Annotated in this window: 9 protein-coding genes; 1 reads left to right on the top strand and 8 read right to left on the bottom strand. The window is 63.4% G+C overall.

Annotated features, from left to right (window positions below):
- Nucleotides 1-40 precede the first annotated feature (40 nt).
- Complete coding sequence (flhC, locus tag BHE01S_RS19150; RefSeq protein ID WP_042266671.1) at nucleotides 41-643, bottom strand: flagellar transcriptional regulator FlhC; 603 nt, start codon at nucleotides 641-643, stop codon at nucleotides 41-43.
- 11 nt (nucleotides 644-654) lie between these two features.
- Nucleotides 655-975 (bottom strand): flagellar transcriptional regulator FlhD, encoded by a 321-nt coding sequence (gene flhD, locus BHE01S_RS19145; protein WP_042266670.1) that lies wholly within the window; start codon nucleotides 973-975, stop codon nucleotides 655-657.
- Nucleotides 976-1,740: 765 nt separating this feature from the next.
- Here flhD and BHE01S_RS19135 point away from each other — a divergent pair.
- Entirely contained in the window at nucleotides 1,741-2,202 is a 462-nt protein-coding gene (locus BHE01S_RS19135) for a universal stress protein (protein WP_042266666.1), read from the top strand.
- Nucleotides 2,203-2,245: 43 nt separating this feature from the next.
- Here the strand turns inward: BHE01S_RS19135 and BHE01S_RS19130 are convergent, their stop codons facing one another.
- The 6 genes from BHE01S_RS19130 to BHE01S_RS19105 are packed head-to-tail and all read right to left on the bottom strand — an operon-like array spanning nucleotide 2,246 to nucleotide 11,163.
- On the bottom strand, nucleotides 2,246-3,532 hold the full coding sequence (locus BHE01S_RS19130; protein WP_042266665.1) for an MFS transporter: 1,287 nt from the start codon (nucleotides 3,530-3,532) through the stop codon (nucleotides 2,246-2,248).
- Nucleotides 3,533-3,565: 33 nt separating this feature from the next.
- A complete protein-coding gene (locus tag BHE01S_RS19125) occupies nucleotides 3,566-4,354 on the bottom strand; it encodes a peptidylprolyl isomerase (protein WP_042266663.1) in 789 nt (262 codons plus the stop codon).
- A 35-nt stretch (nucleotides 4,355-4,389) separates the two neighbouring features.
- A complete protein-coding gene (gene narI, locus BHE01S_RS19120) occupies nucleotides 4,390-5,073 on the bottom strand; it encodes a respiratory nitrate reductase subunit gamma (protein WP_042266661.1) in 684 nt (227 codons plus the stop codon).
- A 56-nt stretch (nucleotides 5,074-5,129) separates the two neighbouring features.
- A complete protein-coding gene (gene narJ / locus BHE01S_RS19115; protein WP_407669530.1) occupies nucleotides 5,130-5,843 on the bottom strand; it encodes a nitrate reductase molybdenum cofactor assembly chaperone in 714 nt (237 codons plus the stop codon).
- Nucleotides 5,840-7,363, bottom strand: coding sequence for a nitrate reductase subunit beta (narH, locus tag BHE01S_RS19110; RefSeq protein WP_042266658.1), 1,524 nt, complete (start codon nucleotides 7,361-7,363; stop codon nucleotides 5,840-5,842). The genes narJ and narH overlap by 4 nt, the downstream gene beginning before the upstream one ends.
- A complete protein-coding gene (locus tag BHE01S_RS19105) occupies nucleotides 7,360-11,163 on the bottom strand; it encodes a nitrate reductase subunit alpha (protein ID WP_042266656.1) in 3,804 nt (1,267 codons plus the stop codon). The genes narH and BHE01S_RS19105 overlap by 4 nt, the downstream gene beginning before the upstream one ends.
- Nucleotides 11,164-11,433 lie beyond the last annotated feature (270 nt).

The raw sequence follows: 11,433 nt of genomic DNA, 5'->3' as shown, positions 1-11,433 counted from the left end.
TGGTCTCGCGTCCGGTTAATCCGGATCTGCTCTCCTACGCTTACGCAGCCTCGGCAATGCCATCCGACGTTACCACTGCCGGAAGGTCGCTCTCGGTCTGCTCGGCGCCCCGTCGCGCTGCAGCCGCCTTTTTCGTCTTGCCGGCTCGCGAAGGAGGCTGGCATGCGCCGCACACGACGTTGTGCTGAAGGTCGTGACGATGCGCGACGAATTTGCCGCCGCAACGGCAGCAAGGCGTCAACTGCAGAATATCGGCATCGAAAAATCGCACCAGGGTCCACGCACGCGTGAGGTCGAGCGCAGGCTCGGCCCCGCTGTGGCGGCAGTGCTCCAGATACAGCCGGAACCCCTTGGTGAGCGCGTCGAGATGCGAACAACGCGCTTCGTTCCTGAGGAACAGGTACGTGTTATAGAACAGCGAAGCGTGGATGTTGGCCAGCCACGTCATGTACCAGTCCGCCGAGAACGGCAGCATACCTTTGGGCGGCGACACGCCACGGATCTCGCGGTACAGGCGGATCATGCGGTCGCGCGAGAGCGTGAGTTCGCTTTCGAGCACCTGCATGCGCGCGCCCAACTCGATCAGTGCGATCGCGCGGAATACTTCCTGAGCGTCTTCGGTGAGGCTGCGCCGCGTAGACATGGACATCACCCTCAGGCGAATTGACCAGCCGGCTGTCCCGCAAGCAGGATGGCCGCATGGGTAGCCGCCACGTCTGCATGCCGGGAAGTCTGCGTGAGCGCGGACAACATCGCATGATCGTCGAAGCGGAAAAAACAGAGAAGCTGGTCGGAAGAGGCCAACCTGACGATCTGCGCGAGCGACAGAGCGCCAAGCAGATCGGCCAGTTCCGACGACAGTCCCAGCCGGAACATGCCGACTGGCTTGTCCTCGCGCAGCATGCGCTGTGCGAGCATCAGATACGACAAATTAATTTCGCGGATAGATTCCAGCGTCTCGCTGCTGCGGTCCATTTCTCTAGTTTCCGAAGCCCCGAATTTAACCCCCCGGCTTTTCGCCGTTGTATCTTTTCTGGTCTTGTGGTCGATCTTCGCTCGTTGGCTCGATCTGACTCTTTGATACAGGTTGTTACATCTCGTAACAACCTTGGAGGGAATTGTATGAGGGCTTATCTCAGAAATCAATCCCTCGGATCAAAAAATAATCGTACTGTCGTAAATTATTTTCGGTAAGTTTTGCTGCAGCCCGAAATCCGCCTGGCGGCAAGCCGCCGCGACTCCGGCCGAGGCGTGCAAACGTGCCGTACGACATTGGTTTGTCAGGGTTTCCGCCAGATCGTCGATGCATGTGCAACGAATCGTCGAAGGATGAAAAACGCCGTCTGATGGAATAAACGTTTAGAAAGAAGCTGGGTTGACAGGTAAAAAATACGGCGCTGCGGATTAATACTTATGACAATTGAGTTGTAACAGATGTTTCGACCCCGACGGCCTGTAACAGGGCAATGTGTAACTGAAATGTTACGGGTGCAGATGGTGGGAGTCACCGTTGGTTTTTGGAAAATATGCGAGCTGGATATTGCGCGAAGATCGCACCTGTGAAACGTTTGCGAGCTGCGTGCCGATGCGCGGATGCCAGTTGTCGAGACGAATGACGCTGATGAGCGCGCTCAGTGCTTCATTTATGTCATGACGTGATGTAAGTGGCATAATGAAAGCCGCATTGCGGGTACGGCGCGTTCGCCCACCCGGCGCCGGAAACGATCGGGGGGAGGGATCATGGCCTCGTTCAACAGGATTCTGCTGTGTTACGACGCAACGCGCGAAGGCCGCCGGGCTTTGCGCGAAGGTGCCGACCTTGCGCGCGAATGCCACGCGCAAACGCATTTGCTGGCCGTGCTCGACCAGGCGCCGCTCCAGTGGGGTACGGACATCGCGGCCGCCGTGCCGTTCGAAGCCGCGGAAGCAGCGGCGCGCGATATTCTGCGGGAGGGCGTGGCGTGCCTGCAGGACAAGGGGCTCGCGGCGACGGGGCACTTCGTAGTGGGCCGGCCGATCGATGTGATCGCGAGCTACTGCGCGGAACTCCAGCCCGATCTCATCGTGGTGGGCCACCACCGGCGCGGGCCGTTCAAGCGCTGGTGGGATGGGCGCGACGACCGACTGCTGCTCGACCGCGTGTCATGCAGCGTGCTGGTCGTCACCGCGCCGGATCCGGAGCCCGCGAAAGCGGCGGCCTGAGCCGCCGCCACAATGCCCGAGCCAGGGCTAGCCGCTGTGCCGCTCAGGCGCTGGGTTGGCCAAGAATCGGCGTGCGCTTGACTTCGGAGATGTAAAGCAGGATCAGCGAGACCCACACGATGCCGTAGAGCAGCATGAAACAGCTCGAACGGATCCTGAGCCAGTCGAGCAGGATGCCGAACAGGATCGGCAGCAGAAAGCCGCCCAGCCCGCCCGCCAGCCCGACAATGCCGGTCACGACGCCCATGTTCGTGGGGAAGTCGTCGGCCACGTACTTGAACGTCGAAGCCATGCCGAACGCGAACACCGCGCCGAGCACGAAGGCGATCGCCACGAAGCCGAACACGGGCATGCTGATATGCAGGGCCGCCTGGCCGTCGATCGTATGGATCACGAAGTCCGTGGGCGGGTACGAAAGAATGAAGAGACAGATCCACGCCACCCACAGACCCCACCACGTGACGGTGTGCGCGCCGAGCTTGTCGGCGAGCACGCCGCCCACGGCCCGCAGGATCGAGCCGGGGAGCGAAAAGCCCGCGGCGAAGGCCGAAGCCATGACGAGCGACATGCCGTATTCGGCCTTCAGGTATTGCGGAATCCACAGCGAGAGCGCCGTGAAGCCGCCGAAGGTGATCGAGTAGTACTGGCACAGCCGCCACACGCGCGGGTTCGCCAGCACCTTGAACGAGTCGAGCAGCGAGCCGCCCGACTTGCCGGCGCCCGGGTCGCGCGCCGAACCGAGCCAGAAAATCACCGCGGTCACGATCAACGCGACGGCGTAGACGCGCGGCACGAAGCGCCAGCCGTAGAGGTTTTCCAGCTGCGGCGTGACGAACAGGTTGACGGCGGCGCCCACCGTGCCCGCGCCGAAAAAGCCCATGGCGAAGCCGCGCTGGCTGGGCGGGAAAAAGCGCGCCACATACGGCGTACCCACCGCGAACGAGGCGCCCACGCAGCCGAGAAAGAGGCCGATGAGCAGGAATTGCCACAGTTCGTTCGCATAACTGACGACATACACGGGCACGGCGCAGACCACGAGCAGCGTGGTCATGACGATGCGCCCGCCAAAGCGGTCGGTCCACGCGCCGAGCGGCAGGCGCATGATCGCGCCCGTCAGCACGGGCGTGGCGGTGAGCAGGCCGAACTCGGTGCTGTTGAGCTGGAGCTCGTCGCGCAACTGCACGCCCAGCACGCCGAACATCATCCACACCACGAAGCACACGAGAAACGCGAGCGTGCTGACGAGCAGGACTGACCATGCCCTCGCGCCGACCCTCTCGGGCTGGGCTGCGCTCGCTGCGGGGCGCGCCGGTTCGCTACGCAGATTCATGTTGCCTCCATCGTGTGGGGGAATCCATCGACTTCACTGGACGAGCGGGCTCGTCGCGGCTTCCAGCGCCGCATTCTCGAGCGTCGCTTCGCAAGCCAGGATCGATACGTACTGCTGTATGGCCTTATGGCGCACGCGCTCGCTGAGAAAGCGCGCGATGTCGGCGCGGACTTCGTCATAGGGCACCGGATCGCCCGGCACGCGCTGGTTCACGCGCACGAGATGAAAGCCGAAGCGCGTGCGCACGAGTCGCGGCAGCACGCCGATGTCGGCGCAGTCGAACAGCGCCGCTTCGAATTCAGGCACCGTGTCGCCGCGCGTGAGCTGGCCGAGGCTGCCCCCCACGCCCGCCGAAGGACAGTTCGAATACTGGTGTGCCAGCGCCTCGAAGGTGTCGGGCGCCTGCTGCAATTCGCGCAGCGTTTCTTCGGCCTTCCGGCGCAGCAGCGCGAGCGGCACGCGGTCGGTAATCGCGAAGAGAATGTGGCTCGCGTACACGAGTTCGTTGCGCACGAAGCGCTTCGCGTGCTGCGTGTAGTAGCGCTCGCAGTCTTCGCGCGTGGGCTCGGGCACGCGCAGCTCACGCTCCAGCAGCGCATCCAGCGCGCTGTCGTCGAGTGCGGCGTCAGGCGCCAGCAGGTCCAGCGCCACCGCGCGCTGGCGCAGCAGTTCGTGCACGACGAGCGTGCGCCGCGCGGCGAGCGCGGGGTCCGGGTCGTCGGCGTGATTGCGGCACTCGGCCTCGATGGCCGCGAGCCCGATCTCGACGTCGTTCACGCGGGCAGGCAGGCCTGGCTGGTCTTGATTGGGGACCGCATTCATCATCGATAGCGCTCCTGGTTCGGGGTCGTTGTGACTTAGCGCCTGCGCACGAGCTGGTACGGACGGATCAGATAGAACACCGAAGCGATTCCGCTCCAGATATGAACCATGCGCGTGAAGGGCGAAACGAGGAAGATCGTGAAGCCGAGCGCGATATGGGTTTGATAGACGAGCGGCACGCCGTCGAGCAGCCCGGCGATATTGGGCCGGAACGTCACTACGCCTTTCACGTAGTCGGTTAGCTGTTCGAACATCACGCCGTCCAGGTGGCGCGCCGAGAGCACCACGGTCGCGAGCCCAAGCGCGAGCTGCGCCCACAGCATGAAGACGATGAGGATGTCCGACGCCTTGCTGTTCACGCGGATGCGCGTGTCGCCGAGCCGCCGCACGATGAGGATCGTGAGCCCGACAATGGCGAAGCTGCCGGCCACGCCGCCCGCGACCATCGCGAGCAACTGGTGCACGGTGGCCGAGATGAACGGCGAAACGAGCCAGTGCGGCGCGAGAAAGCCGACGAAGTGGCCCATCACCACGACGAGAATGCCCCAGTGGAACAGGTTGCTGCCGAGGCGCAGCGCGCCGCGCCGCAGCAGTTGCGAGGAGTCGCTCTTCCACGTGTACTGCTCGCGGTCGAAGCGCACGAGCGAACCGAACAGCAGGACGGCCAGGCAGATATACGGATAAATGCCGAACAGAAACTGATGGAAGTATTGGCCCATGACGGCTCCTCGCTTGCGGTGTTCGAACAACGTGCTTAACTGGCGTGTCGGGTTTTTCAGCGTGGTGCTCGCCGCGGGTGGAACGCCACGGGCGCCAGGGGAGGCACGGCAGCCGGGCGCTCCGCACCCATGAATTGCACAGGTTCGTCGGCCCATGCCGCGTCGAGCGCTTGCAGATGCGCCTTGTCGTGCGGCTTGCCTGCGTCGTCGTCGTGCGCGGCCTCGGGCAGGCCGGTGCCGCCCGCGCCCGCGAGCGGCAGCAGCGCGCCGGTCACGTAGGCGTAGTGGCTGTTGCGCCGGCTCAGCTCCTGCGTGATCGACTGCAGGATCGCGACGGTTTCGCCAAGGAGCGCGCGCGCCTCGTTGGTCTCCAGAATCGAGAGGTATTCGAGGAACACGGGCAGGTAGTCGGGCAACTGGCCGGGCTGCAACAGCATGCCGTGCTTCTCGTAGGTCTGGACGAGGTCGATCATCGCCTGGCCGCGCTCGCGCGACTCGCCGTGCACGTGCTCGAACAGGTGCAGTGATGTTGCGCGGCCACGGTCGAACAACGCGACGTAGTTTTCCTGCAGCGCAAGCAGATCGCGCGAACCGAGATAATCGAGGAAGCGTTCGAGCTTCTCGCGCGCCTGCGCGCCGAACGCGCGCTCGCTGCGCACCAGCGCGCGCAGTTCGCGCACGGCTTCGATGAGCGAAGCATCGGGATACTCGAGCAGTGACGCAACGAGCCGGTACGTCATGGGCTGGGGGCGAGCCGGGAACATGGTCAAATCTCCTGAATGGGGATCTTGCGATGCCCATTCTTCGGCGCGAACAGGCTCGCCTCCGATTTGCCGTCCGAGCAGCCGTTGCCGAACGTGAAGCCGCACGACGAGCGCAAGTCGAAGGCGTTTTCCGCGTATTCGCGGTGCGTGGTGGGAATCACGAAGCGGTCTTCGTAGTTCGCAATCGCGAGATAACGGTACATCTCCTCGACCTGCGCGAGCGAGAGCCCCGCTTGCGAGAGCACCTGCGGCGCGTCCACGCGATCCACGTGACGCGCGCGCATGAACGCGCGCATGGCGAGCAGACGTTCCAGCGCGACCTGGACCGGCTTTTCGTCGCCGGCGGTGAGCAGGTTCGCGAGGTAGCGCAGCGGAATGCGCAGCGCGTGCACGTCGGGTAGCCAGCCGTTCATGCTGAGTTCGCCGCTATTGGCGGCCGCGTTGATGGGCGAGAGCGGCGGCACGTACCAGACCATCGGCAGCGTGCGGTACTCGGGGTGCAGCGGGAAGGCGATGCGCCAGTCGATCGCCATCTTGTAGACGGGCGAGCGCTGCGCGCCGTCGATCCACGCCTGCGGAACGCCATCGCGCGCGGCCTGCTCGATCACGGCGGGATCGAACGGATCGAGGAATACGTCGAGTTGCGCCTGGTAGAGATCCTTCTCGTCGGCGACGCTCGCAGCTTCGCGAATGCGGTCGGCGTCGTAGAGCAGCACGCCGAGATAGCGAATGCGCCCAACGCAGGTCTCCGAGCACACGGTGGGTTGCCCCGCCTCGATACGCGGATAGCAGAAGATGCACTTCTCGGCCTTGCCGCTTTGCCAGTTGAAATAAATCTTCTTGTACGGGCAGCCCGAAACGCACATGCGCCAGCCGCGGCACTTGTCCTGATCGATCAGCACGATGCCGTCTTCCTCGCGCTTGTAGATCGACCCCGAAGGGCATGCCGCCACGCATGCCGGATTCAGGCAGTGCTCGCACAGGCGCGGCAGGTACATCATGAAGGTGTTTTCGAACTGGCCGTAGATCTCCTTCTGCACGTTCTCGAAGTTATAGTCCTTCGACCGCTTCTCGAACTCGCCGCCGAGAATTTCTTCCCAGTTCGGCCCCCACTCGATCTTCTCCATGCGCTCGCCGCTCACGAGCGAGCGCGGCCGCGCAACCGGCGTGGCCTTCGTGTTGCCCGCTTCCTGCAGATGCGCGTAGTCGAATGTGAAGGGCTCGTAGTAGTCGTCGATCTCCGGCAGATGCGGATTCGCGAAGATTTGAGCAAGCAGGCGCCACTTGCCGCCCAGACGCGGCTCGATCTGGCCGTCGGCCTTGCGCACCCAGCCGCCGCGCCAGCGCTCCTGGTTCTCCCATTCCTTCGGGTAGCCGATGCCGGGCTTCGTCTCGACGTTGTTGAACCACGCGTATTCCATCCCCTCGCGGCTCGTCCAGACGTTCTTGCAGGTGACCGAACACGTATGGCAGCCAATGCACTTGTCGAGGTTCAGCACCATCGCGATCTGCGCGCGCACTTTCATGAGCTCTCTCCTTCGCGGACGGCTGCATTTACAGCGGGGTTGACTGCGGCAGGCAGGGGACCAACCGGCGTTTCCTCCGCGTCGAGCCAGTCGACGTTCTTCATCTTGCGCACGATGAGGAATTCATCGCGATTCGAGCCGACCGTGCCGTAGTAGTTGAAGCCGTAAGCGAGCTGCGCATAGCCGCCGATCATGTGCGTGGGCTTGAGTGAAATGCGCGTCACCGAGTTGTGAATGCCGCCGCGCGTGCCCGTTATTTCGGACCCCGGCGTATTCACGATTTTTTCCTGCGCGTGATACATCATCACTATGCCGCGCGGAATACGCTGGCTCACCACGGCGCGCGCGCAAAGCGCACCGTTCGCGTTGAAGCATTCGATCCAGTCGTTGTCGGCCACGCCGATCTGCGCCGCGTCCTGCTCCGAAATCCACACGATCGGGCCGCCGCGCGAGAGCGTGAGCATCAGCAGATTGTCGGTATAGGTGCTGTGAATGCCCCACTTCTGGTGTGGCGTGATGAAGTTCAGCGCGAGTTCGGGGTTGCCGTTCGAGCGCGAGCCGGTCATTTTCTCGTAGCTGCCCGTATCGATAGGCGGCTTGTACACGCACAGCGCCTCGCCGAACGCGCGCATCCACGCATGGTCCTGGTAGAGTTGCTGGCGGCCGCTCAGCGTGCGCCAGGGAATCAGTTCGTGCACGTTCGTATAACCCGCGTTGTACGACACATGCTCCGACTCGATGCCGCTCCACGTCGGCGACGAAATGATCTTGCGCGGCTGCGCCTGGATATCGCGGAAACGGATCTTCTCGTCGGCGCGGGCGTCGGCGAGATGGGCGTGCTCGATGCCGGTGAACCTCGAAAGCGCTTCCCACGCTTTTTTGGCGACCGCGCCGTTCGTTTCGGGCGCGAGCGAGAGAATCGTTTCCGCGGCGTCGAGTGCGGTCTCGATGCGCGGGCGCCCTTTCGCGTCGCCGGCGTCCTCCGACTGGTCGCGGTAGTTCAGCGCGCCGAGTTCGTGGACCTCGTCCTCCGTATTCCAGCTAATGCCTTTGCCACCGTTGCCGAGTTGGTCCATGAGCGGCCCAAGCGAGGTGAAGCGGTGATACGTCTCGGGGTAGTTGCGCTCGAGCGTGACCACGCCCGGCATGGTCTTGCCCGGAACCGGCTCGCATTCGCCGCGCTTCCAGTCGTCCACGCCGAACGGCTGTGCCAGTTCGGCCGCGGCGTCGTGTGCGATGGGCGCGAGCACCACGTCGCGCTCCACGCCGAGATGGCCGACGCTCAGCTCGGAAAAGCGCTTTGCAATGGCCTTGAAGATTTCCCAGTCGCTGCGCGCCTGCCATGCAGGGTCCACCGCAGCGGAAAGCGGATGAATGAACGGGTGCATGTCGGACGTGTTCATGTCGTCCTTCTCGTACCACGTGGCCGTGGGCAGCACGATGTCCGAGTACATGCAGGTGGTAGACATGCGGAAGTCCAGCGTGCAGAGCAAGTCGAGCTTACCCTCGGGCGCCTGCTCATGCCAGACGACTTCTTCGGGACGCGGCACACCGTCCTTCACCACTTCCTCGCCTTGCACTCCGTTCGTCGTGCCAAGCAGATGCTTGAGGAAATACTCGTGCCCCTTGCCCGACGAGCCGAGCAGGTTCGAGCGCCACACGAAGAGGTTGCGCGGAAACACGCTGGGATTGTCGGGGTCCTCGCAGGCGAGCTGCAGGCTGCCGTCTTTCAGGCGGCGCGCGACTTCGGCGCCGGCCTTCGCGGGGCCTTCGAGCGAGCGGCCAAGCTCGAGCGGATTGCTCGTGAGTTGCGGAGCCGAGGGCAGCCAGCCCATGCGCTCGGCGCGCACGTTGTAGTCGATCGGCGCGCCATGGTAGTCGGCCTTGTTCGCGAGCGGCGAAAGCAGATCCGTGGGATTCATCGGATCGTAGCGCCACTGGTCTGTGTGTGCGTAGAAGAACGAGGTAGCGTTCATCTGGCGCGGTGGCCGGTTCCAGTCGAGCGCGAACGCGAGTGCGGTCCAGCCTGTTTGCGGGCGCAATTTCTCCTGGCCCACATAATGCGACCAGCCGCCGCCGGACTTGCCGATGCAGCCGCACATCACGAGCATGTTGATGATGGCGCGATACGCCATGTCCATGTGGAACCAGTGATTGATGCCTGCGCCGATGATTACCATCGAACGGCCTTCGGTCTTGTCGGCGTTTTCGGCGAACTGGCGCGCGACGTTGATGACGTCCGCGCGCTTTACGCCCGTGATCGCTTCCTGCCACGCGGGCGTGTAGGGCACGTCGTCGTCGTAGCTGTGTGCGAGGTCCTTGCCGCCCAGGCCCTGATCGAGGCCGTAGTTCGCCACGAAGAGATCGTAGACGGTGGCCACGAGGCGCTCGCCGGCGGGCGTCGCCACGCGCCGCACGCCGATGCGGCGGCTCAGCACCGGCCCGTGTGAGGTGTGCGGGAAGTGCGGATGCGCGACGTTGCCGAAGTAGGGGAACAGCACGTCCACTACATCGTCGTGCTTTTCCACGAGCGAGAGCGCGGGCTTGAGCGGCGCGCCGTCGACGCTTTCCTCGCGCAGGTTCCACTTGCCGCGATCGGCGCCTTCCTGCTGGCCCCAGCGAAAGCCCACGGAGCCGAGCGGCACCGCGAACGCGTTGGTCGCGCTGTCGATCACCACGGTCTTCCATTCAGGGTTGTTGTCCTGCGCGAGGGCGCCGTCGAAGTCGCAGGCGCGCAGATAGCGGTCGGGCACGTACTGGCCGTCGCGCTCGACGAGCGTGACGAGGCAGGACATGTCGGTGAAGCGGCTGCAATAGTCGGCGAAATAGGCGCTCTTGCCGGCGAGGTGATACTCCTTGAGGATCACATGGCCCATGGCGAGCGCGAGCGCCGCGTCGGTACCTTGCTTCGGATGCAGCCAGATGTCGCCGAACTTCGCGCCTTCGGCGTAGTCGGGGAAGATCGAAACGATCTTCGCGCCGCGATAGCGCGCTTCCACCATGAAGTGCGCGTCGGGCGTGCGCGTTTGCGGCACGTTCGACCCCCACATCACGATGAACGACGAGTTGTACCAGTCGGCGGACTCGGGCACGTCGGTCTGCTCGCCCCATGTTTGCGGCGAGGCGGGCGGCAGGTCGCAGTACCAGTCGTAGAAAGAGAGGCACACGCCGCCGATGAGCGAGAGATAACGCGAACCGGCCGCGTACGACACCATCGACATCGCGGGAATGGGCGAGAAGCCGATCACGCGGTCGGGGCCGTGACGCTTGATGGTGTGCACGTTCGCGGCGGCCGCGATTTCCAGCACTTCGCTCCAGTCAGCCCGCACGAAGCCGCCAAGACCGCGCCGCGTTTGATAACTTTTGCGCGCGGCGTCGTCGTCGACAATGGCCGCCCACGCCGCAACGGGGTCGAGCGTCCGGCGCTTTTCGCGCCACAGCTTCACGAGCGCGCTGCGCACGAGCGGATACTTCAGGCGATTGGCGCTGTAGAGATACCACGAATAGGATGCGCCGCGTGAGCAGCCGCGCGGTTCGTGGTTGGGCATGTCAGGGCGCGTGCGCGGGTAGTCGGTTTGCTGCGTTTCCCACGCGACGATGCCGCCCTTCACATAGATTTTCCACGAGCATGAACCCGTGCAATTCACGCCGTGTGTGGAGCGCACGATCTTGTCGTGCTGCCAGCGTGTACGGTAGGCCTCCTCCCATTTCCGGTCTTCGTCTGTGACGGCGCCGTGACCGTCCGCGAATTGTGTTCGTGCCGCCGTGAAGTAACGCAGACGATCCAGAAAATGGCTCATGGCATCTCCAGCTTGTATGTGCGTCGGGGACACCCGTATTTAAAAGTAGGAACCAGAAGAAGTAAAGAGGATGAATGTCATTACTTTCGACGTATTTGCGAAGATATATCGTCTTTTCGCACGATTTACCAGGCAGATGGTAAAGCGCCGGTTATGCAAAACGCACGTTATCGCACAGATATGTTTGAAAACACTTCGTGTCTTAAAGATTCGTTTCGATGAAGGAAATGTCCTTGATTTCGTGGGTGAATCGCTCGACGGCGCGCGGAG

The sequence above is a fragment of the Paraburkholderia heleia NBRC 101817 genome (genome assembly GCF_000739775.1).
GTDB lineage: Bacteria > Pseudomonadota > Gammaproteobacteria > Burkholderiales > Burkholderiaceae > Paraburkholderia > Paraburkholderia heleia.
Note: the sequence above shows the minus strand (reverse complement) of the source record. Positions and strands in the feature narration are given on the sequence as shown.

What these genes read in the sequence shown, in the direction of transcription:
- BHE01S_RS19105 (WP_042266656.1), bottom strand. Translation starts at nt 11,163, where the DNA reads ATGAGCCATTTTCTGGATCGTCTGCGTTACTTCACGGCGGCACGAACA.
- BHE01S_RS19130 (WP_042266665.1), bottom strand. Translation starts at nt 3,532, where the DNA reads ATGAATCTGCGTAGCGAACCGGCGCGCCCCGCAGCGAGCGCAGCCCAG.
- BHE01S_RS19135 (WP_042266666.1), top strand. Translation starts at nt 1,741, where the DNA reads ATGGCCTCGTTCAACAGGATTCTGCTGTGTTACGACGCAACGCGCGAA.
- flhC (WP_042266671.1), bottom strand. Translation starts at nt 643, where the DNA reads ATGTCTACGCGGCGCAGCCTCACCGAAGACGCTCAGGAAGTATTCCGC.
- BHE01S_RS19125 (WP_042266663.1), bottom strand. Translation starts at nt 4,354, where the DNA reads ATGAATGCGGTCCCCAATCAAGACCAGCCAGGCCTGCCTGCCCGCGTG.
- narI (WP_042266661.1), bottom strand. Translation starts at nt 5,073, where the DNA reads ATGGGCCAATACTTCCATCAGTTTCTGTTCGGCATTTATCCGTATATC.
- flhD (WP_042266670.1), bottom strand. Translation starts at nt 975, where the DNA reads ATGGACCGCAGCAGCGAGACGCTGGAATCTATCCGCGAAATTAATTTG.
- narH (WP_042266658.1), bottom strand. Translation starts at nt 7,363, where the DNA reads ATGAAAGTGCGCGCGCAGATCGCGATGGTGCTGAACCTCGACAAGTGC.